Origin of the sequence: Aquiflexum sp., assembly GCF_041749095.1 — a bacterium.
GTDB lineage: Bacteria > Bacteroidota > Bacteroidia > Cytophagales > Cyclobacteriaceae > Aquiflexum.
This window is the reverse complement of sequence record NZ_JBGTCA010000597.1, coordinates 1-20,572: the sequence shown is the minus strand read 5'-3', so window position 1 is coordinate 20,572 and position 20,572 is coordinate 1. Positions and strand designations below refer to the sequence as shown.

General features: G+C 39.2%; 19 protein-coding genes, 1 tRNA gene and 1 pseudogene. 12 read left to right on the top strand and 9 right to left on the bottom strand.

Annotated features, from left to right (window positions below; translation table 11 throughout):
* Together ACEW8O_RS26755 and apaG are read right to left on the bottom strand one after the other, a co-directional pair.
* Window positions 1-552: class I SAM-dependent methyltransferase (locus ACEW8O_RS26755; RefSeq protein WP_373497692.1), on the bottom strand; the 552-nt coding region annotated here is incomplete at its 3' end.
* Between the two features lie 2 nt (window positions 553-554).
* Window positions 555-941 carry a Co2+/Mg2+ efflux protein ApaG gene (gene apaG / locus ACEW8O_RS26750; RefSeq protein WP_373497691.1) on the bottom strand — a complete coding sequence of 129 codons (387 nt, stop codon included), beginning with the start codon at window positions 939-941 and terminating at the stop codon, window positions 555-557.
* A 76-nt stretch (window positions 942-1,017) separates the two neighbouring features.
* Between apaG and ung the strand changes: the two genes are divergently transcribed.
* The 5 genes from ung (at window position 1,018) to ACEW8O_RS26725 (ending at window position 7,839) form a co-directional block, all read left to right on the top strand.
* A complete protein-coding gene (ung, locus tag ACEW8O_RS26745; protein WP_373497690.1) occupies window positions 1,018-1,680 on the top strand; it encodes a uracil-DNA glycosylase in 663 nt (220 codons plus the stop codon).
* A gap of 446 nt (window positions 1,681-2,126) precedes the next feature.
* Window positions 2,127-4,151 carry a thioredoxin domain-containing protein gene (locus ACEW8O_RS26740; protein WP_373497689.1) on the top strand — a complete coding sequence of 675 codons (2,025 nt, stop codon included), beginning with the start codon at window positions 2,127-2,129 and terminating at the stop codon, window positions 4,149-4,151.
* Window positions 4,152-4,159: 8 nt separating this feature from the next.
* Window positions 4,160-6,679 (top strand): primosomal protein N', encoded by a 2,520-nt coding sequence (gene priA, locus ACEW8O_RS26735; protein ID WP_373497688.1) that lies wholly within the window; start codon window positions 4,160-4,162, stop codon window positions 6,677-6,679.
* Window positions 6,680-6,781: 102 nt separating this feature from the next.
* On the top strand, window positions 6,782-7,396 hold the full coding sequence (locus ACEW8O_RS26730; protein ID WP_373497687.1) for a uracil-DNA glycosylase family protein: 615 nt from the start codon (window positions 6,782-6,784) through the stop codon (window positions 7,394-7,396).
* The gene (locus ACEW8O_RS26725) at window positions 7,393-7,839 is read left to right on the top strand and encodes a GNAT family N-acetyltransferase (protein ID WP_373497686.1); all 447 of its coding nucleotides are present in this window, start codon (window positions 7,393-7,395) and stop codon (window positions 7,837-7,839) included. The genes ACEW8O_RS26730 and ACEW8O_RS26725 overlap by 4 nt, the downstream gene beginning before the upstream one ends.
* A 9-nt stretch (window positions 7,840-7,848) precedes the next feature.
* On the opposite strand, the gene ACEW8O_RS26720 is transcribed toward ACEW8O_RS26725, so the two are convergent.
* Window positions 7,849-9,627: an IPT/TIG domain-containing protein gene (locus tag ACEW8O_RS26720; RefSeq protein ID WP_373497685.1), complete on the bottom strand. Its 1,779-nt coding sequence runs from the start codon at window positions 9,625-9,627 to the stop codon at window positions 7,849-7,851.
* 10 nt (window positions 9,628-9,637) lie between these two features.
* Window positions 9,638-10,756, bottom strand: coding sequence for a hypothetical protein (locus ACEW8O_RS26715; RefSeq protein WP_373497684.1), 1,119 nt, complete (start codon window positions 10,754-10,756; stop codon window positions 9,638-9,640).
* A gap of 252 nt (window positions 10,757-11,008) precedes the next feature.
* Between ACEW8O_RS26715 and ACEW8O_RS26710 the strand changes: the two genes are divergently transcribed.
* From ACEW8O_RS26710 to ACEW8O_RS26700, 3 genes are all read left to right on the top strand, one after another.
* Window positions 11,009-11,527, top strand: coding sequence for a YfiT family bacillithiol transferase (locus tag ACEW8O_RS26710; protein WP_373497683.1), 519 nt, complete (start codon window positions 11,009-11,011; stop codon window positions 11,525-11,527).
* Between the two features lie 202 nt (window positions 11,528-11,729).
* Complete coding sequence (locus ACEW8O_RS26705) at window positions 11,730-12,059, top strand: hypothetical protein (protein ID WP_373497682.1); 330 nt, start codon at window positions 11,730-11,732, stop codon at window positions 12,057-12,059.
* Between the two features lie 11 nt (window positions 12,060-12,070).
* Entirely contained in the window at window positions 12,071-13,693 is a 1,623-nt protein-coding gene (locus ACEW8O_RS26700) for an FAD-binding protein (RefSeq protein WP_373497681.1), read from the top strand.
* Between the two features lie 137 nt (window positions 13,694-13,830).
* Here the strand turns inward: ACEW8O_RS26700 and ACEW8O_RS26695 are convergent, their stop codons facing one another.
* Complete coding sequence (locus ACEW8O_RS26695; protein ID WP_373497680.1) at window positions 13,831-14,388, bottom strand: DUF4136 domain-containing protein; 558 nt, start codon at window positions 14,386-14,388, stop codon at window positions 13,831-13,833.
* Between the two features lie 182 nt (window positions 14,389-14,570).
* Here ACEW8O_RS26695 and ACEW8O_RS26690 point away from each other — a divergent pair, with 182 nt between their 5' ends.
* On the top strand, window positions 14,571-15,476 hold the full coding sequence (locus tag ACEW8O_RS26690; RefSeq protein ID WP_373497679.1) for a DUF3078 domain-containing protein: 906 nt from the start codon (window positions 14,571-14,573) through the stop codon (window positions 15,474-15,476).
* 203 nt (window positions 15,477-15,679) lie between these two features.
* Here ACEW8O_RS26690 and ACEW8O_RS26685 read toward each other — a convergent pair whose 3' ends face one another.
* From ACEW8O_RS26685 to sucC, 3 genes are all read right to left on the bottom strand, one after another.
* Window positions 15,680-16,507 carry a universal stress protein gene (locus tag ACEW8O_RS26685; RefSeq protein ID WP_373497678.1) on the bottom strand — a complete coding sequence of 276 codons (828 nt, stop codon included), beginning with the start codon at window positions 16,505-16,507 and terminating at the stop codon, window positions 15,680-15,682.
* 131 nt (window positions 16,508-16,638) lie between these two features.
* Window positions 16,639-16,712 (bottom strand) — tRNA-Arg (locus ACEW8O_RS26680).
* Between the two features lie 48 nt (window positions 16,713-16,760).
* Window positions 16,761-17,972: an ADP-forming succinate--CoA ligase subunit beta gene (sucC, locus tag ACEW8O_RS26675; protein ID WP_373497677.1), complete on the bottom strand. Its 1,212-nt coding sequence runs from the start codon at window positions 17,970-17,972 to the stop codon at window positions 16,761-16,763.
* A 138-nt stretch (window positions 17,973-18,110) separates the two neighbouring features.
* Between sucC and ACEW8O_RS26670 the strand changes: the two genes are divergently transcribed.
* Window positions 18,111-18,788, top strand: coding sequence for an ABC transporter ATP-binding protein (locus ACEW8O_RS26670; RefSeq protein ID WP_373497676.1), 678 nt, complete (start codon window positions 18,111-18,113; stop codon window positions 18,786-18,788).
* Here the strand turns inward: ACEW8O_RS26670 and ACEW8O_RS26665 are convergent.
* Window positions 18,774-19,250, bottom strand: a complete 477-nt coding sequence (locus ACEW8O_RS26665) for a peroxiredoxin (RefSeq protein ID WP_373497675.1) — start codon at window positions 19,248-19,250, stop codon at window positions 18,774-18,776. The two genes, ACEW8O_RS26670 and ACEW8O_RS26665, sit on opposite strands and share 15 nt — an antisense overlap.
* A 253-nt stretch (window positions 19,251-19,503) precedes the next feature.
* Between ACEW8O_RS26665 and ACEW8O_RS26660 the strand changes: the two genes are divergently transcribed.
* Window positions 19,504-20,304 (top strand): DMT family transporter, encoded by an 801-nt coding sequence (locus tag ACEW8O_RS26660; protein WP_373497693.1) that lies wholly within the window; start codon window positions 19,504-19,506, stop codon window positions 20,302-20,304.
* Window positions 20,305-20,308: 4 nt separating this feature from the next.
* Window positions 20,309-20,572 (top strand): annotated as a pseudogene (locus tag ACEW8O_RS26655) (nicotinate phosphoribosyltransferase); the annotation flags it as partial.

The following is a 20,572-nucleotide window of genomic DNA, read 5'->3' as shown; positions in this document are numbered from 1 at the left end:
TGCATCCATAAGTACAAAATCCACCCTATTAAATTCCCTTAATATTTTTGGAAGGGATTCATTGATGTTGCCAAGTATGTATTGGGTATTTTCTGGGATACCGTTTTCCTGGGCTTTTGTCCATAGGCTTTGGGAGCCTTCGAAAGTATAAAGTTGGCCTTTAGTGGCCCTGGAAAGATACCTTGTATTTATTCCAACGCATGTTCCTAGTTCTAATACAGCTATAGCAGGAGTACGCGAACAAAAGTATTGGTAAAGCTTGGAAAATTTTCTGGAACTTGTGCTGTATTTTGTGATTGATGAGGTTTTCCTTTTACTGTTTTTAAGTTTTTTGGAACCTGCCCCAAAATCCTCTATGTGCAGGATTTCCTTATCTTTTAAAAGTAAATCCCTGATTTTCTCAAGGTCAGAATCCTTATTGGCAGATTCTTTAACGAAGGTTAAAAGGCCATTATATAGCTCAAAAACCAGCGGTGATTGGATGGCGTATTTGTCTTCCTTGACCAACCAATATTTTAAATAGGCATAAAAAGGAAAAAGATATCTTCTCAATATCAATTGTCAAAAATATCAGCAATCAACTGGAATTCGGGGATTTTTACTTCAATTTGTTTTCCGTCAAATAATTTTTCCATAAAGTAGGAACCCCGCATTTTACCCAATCCGGATTTCAGATTGCATCCTGATACATATTCGTGGTGGTTGCCCGGTTCAAGAATCGGCTGCTGTCCGACAACACCATCGCCTTCAACTACTTTTGAAGTGTCTCCTGCATCATAGATTTCCCATTTTCTCCGCATCAACTGCATGGTATGGGCACTGTTATTTTCTATATTTACTTTGTAGGTAAAAACAAAGTGGTGCTGGTGCGGGCTGGAAAATTCAGCTTGGTAAGTAACCTCAACAGTCACTTTTATACCTTCGGTGATGGCTGTTACCATTGGTTTATTAAATTAGGGCTTTAAGAGCTTTAAAAGTAAAGCTTAATATTAGAAATCCAACTAGTTTCGCTATAAAATGAATGTTAAAATTGAAGAAGGGTGGAAGAGAGTCCTTCAAGGTGAATTTTCCAAACCATATTTCATAGAATTGACAGAATTCGTGAAAAAGGAATACCAGGAACAGGTGATTTATCCAAAAGGTAAAGAGATTTTTAATGCATTCTGGCATTGTCCATTGGAAAAACTCAAGGTTGTCATTTTGGGACAGGATCCTTATCATGGTCCTGGTCAAGCTCACGGTCTTTCATTTTCAGTAAGGGAAGGGATACCCTTTCCTCCGAGTTTATTGAATATATTTAAAGAAATTAACCGGGATTTGGATCAGTCCATGCCTTCCAATGGGGATTTGACGAGATGGGCAGATCAAGGGGTTTTACTGCTGAATGCGACACTGACCGTTAGGGCACATCAGGCAGGTTCACATCAGCAGAAAGGTTGGGAACAGTTTACCGATGCGGTTATCCAGCAGATAGCCAAAGAAAAAAACAATGTGGTGTTTATGCTTTGGGGTGCCTATGCACAGAAAAAAGGGACATTTATCCCTGACAGCAATCACCTCAATCTCCACGCCCCACATCCCAGCCCACTTTCCGCCCATAGAGGATTTTTGGGCTGCGGTCATTTCTCTAAAGCCAATGAATACCTGAGGTCAAAGGGGTTGGAGGAGATTAAGTGGTAGAATTTAAATTTTAGAATTAAGAATTAAGATTTTAGATTAAGAAACACAATAGAAAAGAAGCAAGTGCCTGTCCCGATGAATATTGGGGAAGTAAGATTGAAAAATTGTTGTAACTTAAATTCAACATTCAAAAGTATCAATAAAACTTCTCCTTGTCACCTCGACGTCAGGTCTTGTCCGCCGTGGTGGAAGAGGTCTGGCTACCTTTATGCCGGAGAAACAGATTTCTCTCTACGTTCGAAATGACAAAGAGAAGCTAAATACCAGTAGCGATCCATTAATACAAGGACAACTATTTAGATATACTTTGCCTTGTCACCTCGACGGTAGGAGAGGTCTTTAACCTAATAAATGAACAGATTTCACTTCCCGGTAGCTATCGGAGAACTACAGGAGCTTAAATCTAAAATCTAAAGTCTAAAATCTAAAATCTTCTATCCAAACCCATGAATCAGCTCATACACTCCCAATCCCCTTACCTCCTTCAACATGCCCATAATCCCGTGAATTGGTATCCTTGGGGGGAGGAGGCGTTGGAAAGATCAAAAAGGGAGAATAAGCCGATAATAGTAAGTTTAGGGTACTCTGCTTGCCATTGGTGTCATGTGATGGAAAAGGAGAGTTTTGAGGATGAGGCAACGGCTGAGATCATGAATGCCCATTTTGTCTGTATTAAGATTGACAGGGAAGAAAGGCCTGACCTGGACAATATCTATATGGATGCCATTCAGACCATGGGGTTGAATGGGGGCTGGCCATTGAATGTGTTTTTGATGCCTGACCAAAAACCTTTTTATGGTGGAACCTATTTTCCCAATAAGCAATGGAAGGAATTACTGCAGAATATTGCCAATGCCTATGAAAAACATTATGACCAATTGGCAGAAAGTGCGGAAGGGTTTGGAAGGAGTCTTGGGCGATCAGAATTGGAAAAATATGGTATAAGCCCAAAAAAAGCAGACTTGTCCAAAGAAAATCTGGAAGCGGCTGTAAAAAAACTTCAGGATCAATTTGACCTTGAATGGGGTGGTTTGAACCGAAAACCAAAATTCCCGATGCCGGCCATCTGGTCATTTTTATTGGATTATGCTTTATTGAAAAAAGATCAATCATTGTTAGATCATGTCATATTCACTTTGAAGAAAATCGGAATGGGAGGGATTTATGATCATCTGCGTGGAGGTTTTGCCAGATATTCGGTAGATGGTGAATGGTTTGCGCCGCATTTTGAGAAAATGCTTTATGACAACGGGCAACTGCTGGAACTCTTTGCCAAGGCTTATCAGGTAAGTGGGGAGGATATTTTCAGGGAGAAAGTCCTGGAAACCATCAACTGGCTGGAATCGGAAATGTTGCAGGAGGAAGGTGGATTTTTTGCAGCCCAAGATGCAGATTCGGAAGGGGTTGAAGGAAAATTCTATACCTGGATCTATGAGGAAATTGAATTTATTGCAGGGGAGAACTTGGCTTGGCTAAAAAAATTGTATAACCTCAAATATCAGGGAAACTGGGAAGAAGGGGTCAATATCCTTTTTCAGACCCAAGATTACCAAGATTTGGCTGCAGCCGATGGTTTGTCGGTCGCTGCTTATTTGGACAGATTGAATAAGCTTAAAGCCAAGCTCTTGGAAGTTAGGAACAAAAGAATTTATCCCGGTCTGGACGACAAAGTATTGAGCGGCTGGAACGGGTTGATGATTTCCGGATTGGTACAGGCATACCTGGCAATAGGGCAGGAGAAGGCCAAAAATTTGGCCCTCAACAATGGTGAATTTCTCTTGACCAATATGTTCAAGGACGGCATCCTTTATCGTTCCTATAAAAACGGAAAAGCTTATACACCTGCATTTTTGGAGGATTACGCATCGGTGATCCGGGCTTTTATTTCATTGTACCAATTGGAATTTGATACCAAATGGATCCTCAAAGCCAAAGAACTTACAGACATAGTTTTGGAACAATTCTTTGATGAAACAGATGGATTCTTCTTTTTCAACAATCCCAAAGCAGAAAAACTGAATGCCAATAAAAAGGAGCTTTTTGACAATGTGATTCCGGCTTCCAATTCGATCATGGCCCGAAACCTGCAGGATCTGGGATTGTATTTTTACAATGATCAATATCTCGAGATTTCTGAGAAAATGCTGGGAAGTATGGGCAAACTTATCATTACTGAACCTGGGTTTTTATGCAATTGGGCATCCTTATATCTTCAGACTTTGGTACCCAAAGCTGAGGTTGCAATTGCAGGTAAGCAGGCTAAAGGATTGGCAAAGAGCTTACAGAAACAATATCTGCCCAATTATGTACTTTCAGTGACAGCGGATGTCGGAGAAAAAATCCCGCTTTTGGAATATAAAACTGCGGATTCTGATGGAAATGCTTTAATTTACGTTTGCTTCAATAAGGCCTGCCAAAAGCCGGTCGCAACTGTTGACGAAGCTGTGGCACAATTTCCAACTTTAGCCTGATATTCCTTTTGGAGAGTTTATTCGGAGACCTATACGATACTGACGACAGCAAAACAAACCATTTTGCGGATATCATATTGCCTGTTCCTATCCCTAAGATGTTCACCTACAAAATCCCCAAAAATCTTTCTGAGGACATTGGGATAGGTTTTAGGGTGATTGTTCAGTTCGGCAAGAAAAAGGTACTTACCGGGATAATCGGCAAGGTCCACCAAAAACCACCCGTGGCCTATGAAGCCAAACCCATATTGGATATTCTCGACAATCATGCCACCGTCAATCCCCTGCAGATCAGATTTTGGGCATGGATGGCGGAATACTATTGTTGCCATATCGGTGAAGTGATGAATGCAGCCCTTCCCTCAGGACTCAAACTCAGCAGTGAAAGCAAGATTCAGGTCAATCCCACTTATGATTCCGATACGTCTCCCTATCCATTGGATGATAGGGAAGAAATCCTCCTTCAGGCCTTGGCTAACAAGGAGGAGATGAGCTATGAGGATTGTGAGGCCGTTTTGGGAATCAAGTCCATTCATGGCATCATCAAAAGCCTGGTGATCAAGGAAGCCATATTGGTTTTTGAACAGGTAAAGGAAAAATACAGCCCAAAGGTAGAATCCCGCATCCGCCTTGCAAAGGAATACGTACAGGACAAAAGTCTTTTGGAAACCCTTTTCAACGAAATAGCCTCCAAACCCAAACAAGAAGAAATCCTACTTAAATATCTACAGGAGATCCCGGTTTATAAAAAACCTGAACTCAACCAAAAAGGCCTTGACAAAAAAGTATTTACTGATGCAGGCCTTTCGGTTTCCTCTCTTAAAACCCTGATCAAAAATGGGATTTTGGAGGAATATAAAATCATCATCAGCCGCTTTGAGGAGATGGAAGGAAGTGAAGAGGAAATTGTTCTTTCGCCTCAACAACTTTCCGCCCAACAGGAAATCAAAACCCAATTTGAAGAAAAGAATACCGTACTCCTTCATGGAATCACCGGAAGTGGCAAGACGGAATTGTATGTCACTTTAATCAAAGAAGCATTGGAAGGTGGTTCGCAGGTATTGTTGCTTTTACCGGAAATAGCCCTGACTACCCATATGGTGGGCAGGTTAAGGCAGGTATTTGGCAGCAAGATGGGTGTGTACCATTCCAAATATTCTGACAATGAGAGGGTGGAAGTTTGGAACGGTGTGTTAAGTGGAAAACTCTCTTTTGTAATCGGCGTCCGGTCATCTATTTTTCTTCCCTTCGACAGTTTGGGATTGGTGATCGTGGATGAGGAGCATGAATCTTCCTACAAGCAATATGATCCTGCACCACGTTTTCAGGCAAGGGATGCAGCCATTATGCTTTCATGGATTCATCAGGCAAAAACACTGTTGGGTTCGGCCACTCCATCCTTTGAATCTTACTACAATGCCCGCATGAAAAAGTATGGTTATGTGGCTTTGGACATTCGCTATGGGGAAGCACAATTGCCGGAATACCAATTGGCAGATATGCTGGTGGACAAAAAGAAAAACCTGCTCAAACTGGAATTCACCAGATTGCTAAGGGAAAAAATACAGGAAGCACTGAAAAATCAGGAACAAGTATTGATCTTCCAAAACAGAAGGGGATATGCACCCTATATTTCCTGTGAGGATTGCGGTTGGATTCCTGAATGTGAGCATTGTGATGTCAGTTTGACCTACCATCAATTTGGGGAGGAAATGCGCTGTCATTACTGCGGATTCAAAGAAAAAGTACCCCACGCCTGTCCGGCCTGTGGCAGCAATAAACTGAGTGCGGTCGGATTGGGAACGGAAAGGATAGAGGAAAGTCTTTCTCTGTTGTTTCCCGAGGCCAGGATCGCAAGGATGGATTTGGATACTACTCGGAGCAAATATGGCTATCAAAGACTGTTGGAGGATTTTGGTGGCGGCAATGTGGATATATTGGTAGGTACCCAGATGATTACCAAAGGACTGGACTTTGACAGGGTGACGGTTGTGGGAATTATGGATGCGGACAGGATATTATATTTCCCGGATTTCAGGGCAGGGGAGCGGGCATTCCAACAGATCACCCAAGTGGCTGGAAGGGCAGGAAGACGGGACAAAAGAGGCACGGTCATCATTCAGACCCGTAAACCTGAACAGGCAATCTTCGGACAGATCATGTCAGGGGATTACAAAAACTTTTATGTACAGGAGATGGGGGAGAGGCAACGCTTTTTCTATCCTCCTTTTGTCAAGATCATCAAAGTCACCACCCGCCATAAGGACCTCAAAACGGCCGAAAGGGCAGCCAGGAATTTACATAACCTGATGGCAGAAATACAGGTCAAAAAAATCCTTTTGGGTCCTGAAAAAGGGCTGGTCGGCAAAATCAAAAACCAATACATCTTCGAATCCATCGCCAAACTCGACAAAGCCGGCAATGCCCAAGCCCATTTCAAACTGGAATTGCAGCACCTGATGGAAGAATTACAGACCCATAAGGAGTTTAGGGGAGTGAGGTTTGTGGTGGATGTGGATCCTTATTGAAAAAAATATTTACCTTCTTGAATGAAAACATAAGCTGACAAAATCATAGCCTATAATTCCTCCCTTGAATTCAATGAAAAATTACCGGAGGGAATCCGGATAATGAATCCATTTCAAGAGGATAAAAATATTGTTCCAATTTCATCCTCGTTTTATAAAAAGTATTACAACGACAATCATAAAAGACACTTGATACTTGGGATAAATCCCGGCAGATTTGGTGCAGGCCTGACAGGTATTCCTTTTACAGACCCAAAAAGGTTAATTGCAAATTGTGGGATTGAATTTACAGGCAAATTAGCACACGAGCCTTCTTCGGTTTTCGTTTATGAGGTTATTGAAGCGTTTGGAGGTGAAGAAGCATTTTACAATAGATTTTATATTCACTCAATTTGTCCCTTGGGATTTACTTCATTGGGGAAGAATAACAAAGAAGTCAATTACAATTATTATGACAGTAAGGAGTTAACCCATTCGGTTTTAGATTTTATCATAGCCAACATTCAAAAGCAAATAGGATTTGGAATACATGCCGACATATGCTATTGCTTTGGTACCGGGAAAAACGAAAAATTTTTACTGGAAATAAACAACCAATTCGGTTTCTTTAAGAAAATCATAGCCTTGGAACATCCCCGCTATATCATGCAATATAAATCCAAATCAAAAGAGGAATATATTACAAAATATTTAAGTGCATTCAATCAGGCAACATGAACCTACTCCCAATTGAAGCTGACGACTCCCTGAACGAAAGATTCAGAGGAATTCCTGAATGTGCAGAGGTGTTGGACATATTTGTGGAATTTTACAAGAAATCAGGTTTTACAAAACCCTGGATAGCTTATTTTGTATCCGACTCAGATGGTGAAATTGTAGGTGGAGGAGGATTCAAGGGCAAGCCGAAAAACAATTCTGTGGAGATATCATATGGTACTTTTAAAAACCATCGGGGAAAAGGTATTGGTACAGAAATTTGCAGGCAGTTGGTACAATTATCCCTTCATACTGATCCTTCCATAAAAATAAGGGCAAGAACTTTACCTGATAATGTTTCATCTATCGGGGTACTCAAAAGAAACGGGTTTGTCTGTAAGGGAACAGTTCAGGACGAAGAAGATGGGGAGGTGTTGGAATGGGAGTATATGAAATTGCATTAAATTCTCAAATCAATCATCCAAGTCTAGTTCATAGACCATGTCTCCAATTTCCCACCAATTATCCATGGGATAACCCAAAAAGTATTTTCCATTATGGATAAAAGGGACCATATCCATTGCCTTGTAATATTGATTGTATACAATAATGGTTTGGATCTGTTGAGGAATTCCTGTGTTTAAGTCGATTTTATTGATTTCTTTATTCCCGGAATTAAAGTAAAGAAAATTGTCATGAACCAACATTCGACAGGTTTCGGATCCCATAAAACCAAAAGTCGGGATTATTGTTGAGAAGAGAACAGGATTTTCTCCAATCCGGAATTTGGAAATGGTATTATTCGAATTGTAAAAATAAATCTGATCTTCATGTATAGTGTAAGCTTCCATTAGTTTGAAAGCAGGAGGAATTGGAGTTTGGGAATCTGACCATGTATCTGATTCGGGATGATAATACAAAAAATTCGGGTGGGATGAAACGAAAACCAAATTCCCCCTATATTCAAATCCAAAACCTGCACCTACCCAATCCAAAGGGAAATCCGCCATTTTTTTCCATTCATTTGTTACCACATCCAACCTGTAAAAATCCAGAAGCCGGTCAATATTGTTTGTGATATACCGAAATCCAAGACCAAAATAAAGAAACCTGTTTTGGAAAGTGGCTGAAATCACTCTCGATCTTAGTTCTCTCATCTCAGGAAAGTCATTCAGATTGATATAATTTCCTGTAACCATATTCTGAAGGTATATTCTAGTATTTGGTCCCCAGTTAAAATGAATTATATTTTCACCCATATGATACCTTCTTCCATATTCTACCCTAGGAAATTTTGCAGTAGTTTCCCTAAATGTCTTCCAGGAGTTAAGGACTTCGAAGTTCTCCGGATAGATGCTTATAAAACCATAACCTGAAAGTCGCATTTCATAAGTTCCTGCATTTACATTTTTTACAATTCCATTGTAAATACCTGAAACTGGACTAGGAGTTAATTTGGCAAAATAAGTGGTCAGATAAAGTTCATTTTGCTGATATGCCAAAGGATCAATTTCGACGGTAAAAGTAGTACCTACATGACCCTTGGTTGGGGACATACTTAGAATTTGGGGATATTGTAATGAAAAATGGTTATGTACGACAATGGACTTATTGAACGTGGTAACTTTCAAACCAAATTTATCAATAGTTACAGGAATATTATATCCACCTTTTTTTGCCCTCACTCTAAGTTCAATATTGGTGCTTTGAATAATTTCCACAGTGTAATGTCTTTCCAAACCTATAATTTCCACTTTATTCTGGTTTATTTTATTGCTGAAATAATTTCCTTTAATAATAAAATCAGTATCTCCAGACAAGGTTGAAACTGAAATATCACTGATAACCGGTGGTCGAGTACCTTCGCTCATTAAGTTCAGTTCTTTACCATATACAATTTGGTTTCCTGCTTTTACAAATGGTCTTAGGGCATAATTTTTATTTTCATATAGTTCATAATTGATATTGACGATAACCTTTGAACCGCTTGGAGTACCGGTTATTTCCACTTTATCATTGTCCTGATTCCCTTGTTCAAATCCCTCAAGGCCCAATGCATATTCCACGCCATAGCTCGTAATGGGGGTTTTACCCGCATATAATATTTCAAATTCAATGTTTGCTCCACCACCTTTAACGGGTTGTGCTGAAACACTTTCTATAAAAGGATAATCCCTGATTGTAAACTGTTCTTCTTCCGAACATGAAATGATCAGAATCAATGCAATGAAAAGGTATTTTGCTTTGCTCATAAAAAAAGAATTAAAATTTAAATCCTGAATGAAGTTGAATTTGGTTCAGTCCGAGGTTTTCGCCTTGCCTTACTTTCGACCCTCTGATTCCCAATACAATACCCCGATGTCCATTAAAGTAACGTTCAAACCCAAAGCCAAAAAGAATTCCTGAATGCCTTTCCGGGAAATCAAATTCTTTTTTCTGAGGATTTACCATTTCACCATTAATTATTGCTTCGAAAACAGTTGCGTTTTCTATTTCAAATGAGGAAAATATTGCCCCAAGTTCGGAATAGAGTCTCATTTTGCCGGGAATATTATCTAAATAGATTTTACCAAAGATCGGATACTGAAAACCGCTAAATTGGACAAATATATCCGATTCCAAAGTGATGCCCCTAGAATCGACGCTCTCAAAATCCTGGGAACTGAAACTTAGTGTCTGAATACCTGCATTGAAAGAGATATTTCTTTTATGGTTCAGAAAAGCTTCCGCATTGAAACCAAATGTCGGTGATAAAGATTGTTGGTATTTTATAATATTGGTTGAAGGAAAGAAGTATTTATGCCAAATAGAAGCAAAGCCTATATACGGCGTAAATACAAATACATTGGTAAATGTTCTTGGCTTTTGTATTTCATTGGCTGTCTTCAATAAGTATAACAGTTCAAATTCATTTACTTTGGTTCTGTCAATCAAGACTTCAACATTTGGATCATCAAGCCACTCTTTCAATAAGTCTTTATAACCATCTTCAAATTCTTTAAGAACACTGTCCTTTTCAATAAAATACCTGAAGGGTTTTTCATGTGACAGCCAAAGGTCAATACCACTATTTTTATTGGGCAGCAATTCCAGAAATTCCCAAGAATCGGAATTGACTCCTCCTATATTTCTTCTGAAAAATGTATTCCCACCTTTGGAGAATTCACTGATATCTCTAATGGAATAGGTAATAAATTCCTTTTTCTTTCCCGATTTAAAATTGACAGAAGTAATACCTTCATTTCCTGGAAACTGAACAAACCCTTGACTTAATACGGAATCCTGAAAAACAATATATTCCCCCTTTTGGGCAAATACCCGGTTGGAGAGGGGAAAAAAAGCAGTAAATATAATAATCAGTAATAGAGGTTTGTTTATCATATAGTTGAAATAATTGTTTGGGATTTGCCTTTATATTTTTTTGATCAGAACCTTTTTGTCAAAGAATCTTCCTGTGATTCTTCATTATTGTTCAGGTCAGAATATTTGCTTTTGACCAGATCATCATAATCCTTATGACTTTTTTCATGGGTGATTAGATTAAAAATTTTCGAAACTTAATCAAATATTCGGATTTTCAATCAGCCCAACTAAAATTTTTTCAGTAAATTCAAACACAAAAAATACATATTCATGAAATATCCAATTGGACCATTTATATCACCTGATGAAATCACCTCTGAAATGATCCATATATGGATCGGGGAGATAGAATCTTTCCCGAAAATGCTAAAGGAAGCAGTTCAAAATCTAACTGAAAAACAATTAAATACCCCATACCGTGAAGGAGGTTGGACTGTAAGGCAAGTGGTGCATCATTGTGCTGATAGCCATATGAACAGTTTTATCCGGTTTAAATTAGCACTGACAGAAGACAATCCCACTATCAAAGGCTATGAAGAAGCAAAATGGGCAGAAATGCCGGACTACCTGCAACTTCCTGTTGAACCCAGCCTAAAGTTGCTTGAAGGGTTACATAGGAGATGGGTCGTTCTGTTGAAATCTTTGGGACCTGAAGATTTGAAAAAGACATTTTTTCATCCTGAAAAGCAGAAATCCATTCCACTCGATCAGACCATTGCACTTTATGCCTGGCATGGGAAGCATCATTTGGCACATGTCAAAATAGGAGGGGAGTTGGGGGGAATATGAAGGTAGAATTTAGATTTTAGATTTTAGATTGAAGAAGGGAGGATGAAGGATGAAGGATGAGGGAGGGTTTCGTCATTGCGAGTCCCCAACATTTTGAAACTCAATTTTTATACTTCTCTTGCCTTTCATATCTGAATTGTTTAAATTCAAATCTCTTTAATGATTGATTTTTAGATTATTAACTACCTCTAATTCATTGCTTATGAAAGCTGATTCAAAACGAAACCTAAAACCGATAATATTGTTTCTCGGTCTGATTTTCATTTTTTCTGCCTGTGCCAATTTGAAGGTAGTGGCCAAATATGATTCGGACAATCCAGTGCCAACTACCGTGACTAAGGTTTCCTATTTTTGGGGATTGAGACAGCCTGTGGATGTAAGGACAGACCCCAGTTGCAAATCCATCTGTCAGGTCACTGCAAGGACGAATGCGGGTCAGATTATAGTATCTTTTATCACTTTGGGGATTGTTGTTCCTCAAACTCTAGAGTATTTCTGTTGTGCAGAAGAACCCAATCCAGTAGAAATTTAAACCTTTCAGCCATGCCATATCCAGCCGGAGTCAAACCTTGGAAGATCAAGGAATTTTCCAATGTACACCAGAATTTTACCCAACCTTTGGATGAAGACCAATCATTTGACATGTTTTTGGATGATCCCGAGTTTCAAAAATTGGGTGAACTGGCACAGTACAATAAATGCACGGAGAATTTTCAATGGATCATCAAACACTGCCTTGAAAAACAACTGAATGTGAGGGCCATGGGCAGTGGTTGGTCACTTAGCAAAGCAGCAGTAAGTGAAGATGCCCTCATCAATACCAAAAGGCTAAGGCATAAGTTTGCATTGGGAGCTGATAATTTTGACGGGGATTTTTTGAATAATGGTGGAAAAACCGAGGATTACCGTTTTCTCCAATGTGGCAATACAATCATCAATATCAACGAATACCTCGAAAAGCAATGTCAGCCCCCTAAATGCATTAAAGTCAGTGGAGGCAGCAATGGACAGACTATTGTCGGGGCCTTTTCAACCGGAACCCACGGTGCTGCAGTTTTCACAGGAGCACTTCCGGATATGGTCGTAGGCATGCATGTCATTACAGGTCCGGATAGGCATATTTATGTGGAAAGAGCTTCCCGCAAAATCACTTCTCCTGCATTTCATCAAAAAATAGGAGCTGAGGTAATTATTGATGATGATCTTTTCAATGCCATTTTGGTTAGTTTTGGAAGTTTTGGGGTCATCCATGGTGTATTGGTGGAAGTAGAGGATAAGTTTCTTTTGGAACAAAAACTGCAACGCTTACCTTTTGACCAGAATATGGCTGAAGCGCTGACCAAAATGGATTTTGATCTGATTCAGGACAGGCTTAAATATCCCTGGAATGATCCTGCCAATCATTTATACCATTTTGAGATGGCGGTCAATCCCCATGACTTTGAATTCAATCATCCGGAAAAAGGTGCCTATTTCAGGTCCATGTTCAAAGTGGCTTATCGGGATGATTATAAAAGGATTGACCATATCACAGATGGTTTTACCTATGGTGATGATACCTTGGGTTTGATTCAATCGGCATTGGATGGTGTTCAGTCCACAGTAGGTTTTCTCAACCGAGCCTTGGTGCCCAAGTTGGTCAATTCCCTATTTGATCTGGCGTACAGTAGGCCTGAGGATTTGATCGGCACTATCAGTGAAACTTTTACTAATACCAGGTTTAGGGGTAAAGTGTTCAGTGCGGCCATTTGTTTGGATACAAAAGACGTCGTCAGGGCCCTTCAACATTGTCTGGAAATCAATAAAGACTGCAAACTTGCCGGGATTCTTGCTTTTAGATTTGTAAAAGGTTCCGAAGCAACATTGGGCTTTACCAGATTCCCGAAATCCGTGGTAATGGAACTTGACGGTGCAGATGCTGCGATAAATCATCAGTTTTATAAAACGATGTTGGAAGCTTTTGAAGCAGATGGGATCAAATACAGCATACATTGGGGAAAAATTAACAGAATCCTCACGCAGGAAAGGTTGCAGTATATTTATGGAAAAGAAAGAATAGATGCCTGGAAAAAACAGCGCTCACGGGTAATGACTCCGGAAACACAAAGTATTTTCAATAATGAACTGATGCAGTCCTGCGGATTGGATGAGTGTTGGCATGATTGATTTGAATTTATCAATGCCCGTCACATCCCTGCCGGCAATCCGGGGTCTTAAGTCTTCGGTGTAATCCTTCACCGTGTCCATAATAAGGAAATGGAATAAGGATATTTGGATCATTACAGATAAAAATAATATATGTTTTATTTTATATGTTCCCTATACGTTTGGATGATTTTATCTACTGATTTGAGCACTCTCCTTTTTTTCTCTTTTTCGCTGCTTACTTCGGAGACTGCTGTGAGACGCATCAGCATTTTATCATTTTTTGGATCAATAAAATCCACGACGACTTGCATCAATTCATAATTACGGGTGGAAACCATATTTCTTTGATTCATAAATCTTGGGTCATACATCCAAGGGTCCCAGATCCGCATGCCCCACATTGGATATTGGTTGTTATAAACTTCCTTTTGACGCAGGTCTTCATTTGAAGTATAGCGGATTACTAGTTCGGGTTTTATTCTTTCATATACCAAACCTAAATTTTCAAGCTGGCTTTGAATACCATCCGCAACCATGACATCAAGGAATTCATCAGAAAAACCCTTTTGCCCGATTTCCTTATTCAAAATCACAAAGCTTGAATATTCTTTGTAAGGTCTGAATTCAGTGTTTTCCTTAAAAATTTCAATGGAACTGCAAGAGGTATTGAAGATAATCAGGAGAAGTATTAAACCCGGAAGATAAATTTTCATATTCTTTCTCTCAATAACGAAATTGGTGATCAATTATTTAAACATTATTTTACGAAAAAAGATTTGTTAGGAGGAGAAACATAAAAAATAGAGGTTAGCATCAAAATAAATCGATTACTTATATTTTTTCTGTTTATCTTTTTATCAATTAATTTAAACCTGTTTTAAACTATAAAAATGGCATGAAAAAATTATTTACACTTTGTTTATTGCTTGTATTGTATCAATTATCCATTGCACAGGATATAGAAGAATTAGTAGAGCAGTTAGAGGAAGCTGCAAAGGACACGACATATTGGGATTCAGAATTCAGTGTTGGTCTTAACTTCAATCAGGCGGCTTTTTCCGGTAATTGGAAAGCAGGAGGGGTGAGTTCCATCGCATTTGGTTCCATTGCCACGGGCAAAGCCAATTATGCCAAGGATAAATTCAGTTGGGATAATCAGGTAGAATTAATGTATGGTTTGGTCAAAAATGAAGGTCAGGAACTGAGGAAATCCAATGACAGGATATTTTTTGATTCCAAGGTCGGCTATAAAATCAATGATAAATGGGGGTATTTTGCATCCCTCAATTATATCTCACAGTTTACCGACGGATTTGATTACTCCGGAGACGAACCTATATTGATTTCGAGCTTTTTTGCGCCTGCATTCTTGACCTCTGGTTTTGGATTAGAATATAAGCCAAATGATGAATTTGCATTGCGGCTGGCTCCGATTTCTCCCAGGTTTACTTTTATGACCAACACAGAAATCATCAATAATGTACCTGAAAATTATGGTGTACCTGCAGGACAGACATTGAGAACAGAGTGGTTGGCCTTCCAATTGTTCATGACTTGGAACAAACAGTTCAGTGACAACCTTACATTGAATTTAAGGTATCAGATGTTTGCCAATTATGAAACCTTGGCTCCCGAAACGATTGACCATAGGCTTGACCTCACCATCATTGCCAAAATCACCAAATTTGTAGATGTTACTTTTACAAGTATCAATGTATATGATATTGATATGGATTCCGGGATTCAGTTCAGTCAAGGTCTGGCATTAGGTATTTTGTACAAAGTCAACAACAAAAAGTAGGTTTTTAAATACCTTTTTCTGTAAAAATTTTGAATTTTATATTTATGTATTATTTTTGTTCTAATTGTGGTAGTTAAATAATAGTTGGTTTAGTTTTCATAAAAAGGGCAGGAGAGTTTCTCCTGCTTTTTTATTATAAAAAAAGCAATCCATTATCGGGTTGCATTTTTAAGTTAATCCGGGTTTGTGTTATGATCTGGCCTCTATTTTCTGATACTGATGATAGGCAAATCAGTCATTGAAATAAGATTTTCAGTAATACTTGGAGAGAAATACTGCATCAGGTCGGATTTCCCCGCAGTGATGACAGCGATACCGTCAGCGTTGAGACTTTCCGCAAACTGAAGAATCCCCCTTTCTTCTTTGAATGCGTCGATCACATCGATTTTGTGATTATAATTGGCAAATTCCCCTAAGTATTCTCTACCAAGATTAATAATATCGTTGGTTTCAAGGAAATAAGTCGGGGTGTTGACATATACCAAATGTATTTTAGCACCAAGAGCCTCTGCGAATCTTTCAATAGACTTAAATGATGGTCCTGTTTCCTCTCTTAGATTTGTGGCAACGACAAGGGTATTGATTGCGGATTTTTCATTTTTTTCCTTAACTACTAATACCGGAACTTTTGATCTTCGCAACATGCTGTAGGTATTGGTACCCAACATGTGGTCTTTGAATCCATATTGACCATGGGAACCCATCACTACAAGATCTATTTTTTCGGAAGCAACAAATTCATGGATTTTAACATTGCCACTGTTGTATATCAACAATTTACTGGATAGGATTCCATTAGCTTGGGCTTTTTTGATCAGGTCATTGAGTTTGGCGTTTGCATCTGCTATTGCCTTTTTGGTATCAGGAAACAAATCCTCCTGCTCCTTATTGAGTTTTGACCAGTTTACAGGTGTAATGATGATATGAAGGAATACCAATTCAGAATCGGCCTTATTTGCTAAATGAAATGCATAGTTTTCTGCTGCTGAAGCACAGGCCGAGAAATCTGTGGGAACGAGTATCTTTTTCATGGCTTTGGTATTTTGGTTTTTCTTTCCACAAAAATACCTAAAAATCAAAGCTTTAATCCTTTTTGAAATCAGTCAAAAACATGATAAAAATCACTCACAAAAAAAGCCCTGGACAAAATCCAGGGCTGAAGTGCGCTCGGAAGGATTCGAACCCTCAACCCTCAGAGCCGAAATCTGATATTCTATCCAGTTGAACTACGAGCGCAGGTAATGGGATTGAAATAGTTTAATCCCATTTGATTATAATTTAATATCAAGCTATTGCTTCTTTCACTTTTTTAGCAGCGTCTTTTAATGTAATCGCCGAAGAAACTTTCAAACCGGATTCATCAATGATTTTTGCACCTTCTTCAGCATTCGTTCCCTGCAGTCTTACAATGATCGGCACTCTGATGTCTCCGATGGATTTGTAGGCTTCCACTACACCATTTGCTATTCTGTCGCATCTCACAATACCTCCGAAAACATTGATCAGAATGGCTTTGACATTAGGATCCTGAAGAATGATTCTGAAACCTGCTTCAACTGTTGTTGCATTCGCACCACCACCTACATCAAGGAAGTTGGCAGGGTCTCCTCCGGATAATTTGATCATATCCATAGTGGCCATCGCCAATCCTGCTCCGTTTACCATACATCCTACGTTGCCGTCCAATTTCACATAGTTCAGACCTGATTTTCCTGCTTCCACTTCCAATGGATCCTCTTCAGCAAGATCTCTAAGTTCAGCTAGATCCTTGTGTCTGAAGAGTGCATTATCATCCAGATTTACCTTGGCATCTACTGCAAGTATTTTATCATCGGAGGTCTTTAACACAGGGTTGATTTCAAATTGGGAAGAATCTGAACCAATGTAAGCATTATAAAGCGATGTGATAAATTTCACCATTTCTTTGAAAGCTGTACCTTCAAGACCAAGCTTAAATGCTATTTTTCGGACCTGAAAACTCTGAAGGCCTAACATAGGATCAATCCACTCTTTAATGATTTTTTCAGGGGTATGTTCAGCAACTTCTTCAATGTCCATTCCACCTTCAGTTGAAGCCATGATGACATTACAACCTTTGGCCCTGTCCAATAGGATGGAGAGGTAATATTCTTTGGGTTCTGAAGCTCCCGGATAATACACATCCTCAGCGACAAGAACTTTATTTACTTTTTTTCCTTCTTCACCGGTCTGAATGGTCACCAATGTGCCACCGAGAATATCTCCTGCTTTTTTAGAAACGTCTTCCAAGCTTTTGGCCAATACCACACCGTTTGAGCCAGTCTCCTGAACTTTACCTTTACCTCTGCCACCTGCGTGGATCTGGGCTTTGATGACAAACCAGGAGGTTCCTGTTGATGCGTTGAGTTTCTTGGCAGCTTCGTGTGCTACCTCAGGACTGTTGGCTACTAAGCCTTCCTGGATTTTCACTCCGTAGCTTTTCAAAAGTTCTTTAGCTTGATATTCGTGTATATTCATCCTTATGAAAATTTTTGCCCGAAGTTAAGGGCTACTGGCTTATTTTTCAAATTAACGACTGCTCTTTTTGGTAAATAAATGTCTTTTCTGAAATTGCAAGGGAATGAAATTTTATATTTGCGTTCTTTAACTCAAATTATGTTAACTGCAAAAGGAATACAAAAGCACTACGGGGATTTACATGTACTCAAAGGAATCGACGTCAATATTGGTCAGGCAGAAGTGGTATCCATAGTAGGGGCTTCCGGGGCAGGGAAAAGTACACTTTTACACATATTGGGTACATTGGACCTAGCTGATAAAGGTGAGGTATGGATTGCAGATACCAATGTAACCAAACTGAAAGGGGATAAAATGGCTGATTTCAGGAACAATGAGATCGGATTTATTTTTCAGTTTCATAATCTGCTACCGGAATTTACCGCCGAGGAAAACATCATCATTCCTGGTTTGATCGCAAACCGAAAACCTTCTGAACTCAAAAAAAGAGCTGCACAACTGGCTGAACTATTGGGTTTTGCTCCAAGGTTAGACCATAAACCCTCTGAACTTTCAGGTGGAGAACAACAAAGGGTAGCTGTTGCAAGGGCATTGATCAACGATCCCAAGATTATTTTTGCTGATGAACCCAGCGGTAACCTTGATTCCAAAAGTGCAGAGGCGCTACATAAACTGTTTTTTGACCTGAGGAAAGAATTTGGACAATCTTTCGTCATTGTCACCCACAATCAGGAGTTGGCAAAAATGGCGGACAGGATGCTGGTGATGCAGGATGGCAAAATATTCAGAATTGAAAGCGGGTCAGGAATTGGATGATTTTTTTGATTCTTCCGATTGAAGTGTCTTGATCATCTCATTCACATGGGCTTTGGATTCGAACATGTCCGAGAAAGCAGCCCTAACAACATGCTCTTTGTCCAGAAAATAAGTGATTCTTTTTGGAATGCGGATCAAAGGTATCAATGCATCATAAGCATTGCAGACATTGCCTTTTTCATCACTCAGCAATTCGAATGGCAGATTATATTCCTTTTGGAATTTAAGATGCGTAGGGATATCATCTCTGCTGATGCCAATCACCGCTACATCAAAATTCCGGAAAGCTCCAAACAGATTTCTAAAATCACAGGCTTCCGCAGTACAGACCCTTGTAAAATCCTTTGGATAAAAATAAATGATACAGGCTTTTCCTTTACAGTTTTGTGATAGGGTAAAGTTTTTACCACTGGTAGAAGGTAAGGTGAAATCCGGTGCTTTTTTTCCTGGTTTTAGGGACATACGAGATTTAAGATTGTAGATTTAAGATTGTAGATTCAAGTCCAGGTAGCTTTCGGGATTAGAATGACGATTTAAGAATTAAAGAAAATCAACTTCATATTTAACTAATAATACATTTTGGGAACCTAATTGTTTTTAAAAACATTCATGTTTCCTGGATTTAATTTTGGGGTGTAGTCTTTGAACTATCATTTTTCAATTAGATTTGAATCTTAATCAGCTCGGAGTTTTGAATAATAAAAGTGTTCAGCACATGCTTTTGGCGGGGTTTTTATTTTCCCTGATGAATGTCTCGGTAAAATTGATACCGCATATTCCCGCCATTGAGATCATCCTGTTCCGTTCTGTCTTCAGTTTGGTTTTGACCTATATTTTATTGAAGAGAGAAAATCTGCCGGTTTTTGGAAACAACAAAAAACTCCTTGTTCTAAGAGGTGTGGCAGGTTCGATTGGGCTCATAGCGTTTTTTTACACCTTGCAGAATATCCCTTTGGCGAGTGCGGTAACATTGAATTATCTTGCTCCTATATTTACCACCATCTTGGGTATTTTTATAGTCAAAGAAAAAGTCAGGGCAAGACAGTTTCTTTATTTTGGGGTTTCTTTTTTAGGCGTTTTGATCATTGAGGGTTTTGATCCAAGGATTTCAGTATTTGATTTATCCATTGCATTGATAGCTTCTTTAGGAATGGGTGTCGCTTATAATATTATCCGAAAACTCAGTAATACTGAGCATCCGTTAGTGATCATGTTTTATTTTCCTTTCATCACTATACCGTTTGCAACCCTTGCAAGTTATTTCTTTTGGGTATTGCCGACAGGTTGGGACTGGCTGGTTTTATTGGCAGTAGGATTGTTGACCCAATTTGCCCAATACTTTATGACTTTGGCTTACCAAAATTCCCAGCTTTCCAAAGTGGCAAGTTTGAGCTATGTTGGAATTATTTATGCCTTAGGCTTTGGATTCTTTATTTTTGGTGAGACATTTAATATTATGGCTTATCTTGGAATGGCACTGGTGCTATTGGGGGTGATAATGAACATTAGAAAATAAAACCATGAAAATCACAAAGGATCTCTATCAAGGCTCGCTTGCACTTTTGACAGATTTTTATCAACTCACCATGGCCTATGCATACTGGAAATCCGGAAAGGCCGAACAGCAGGCAGTTTTCAACCTGTTTTTCAGAAAGAATCCATTTCAAGGTGGTTTTACACTGGCTGCCGGTCTTGATTACGTGATTGATTTTTGCCGGAATTTTCACTTTGATAAGGAGGACCTCGGTTATTTGGCAGATATGAAAAACAGTGATGGAACTGCC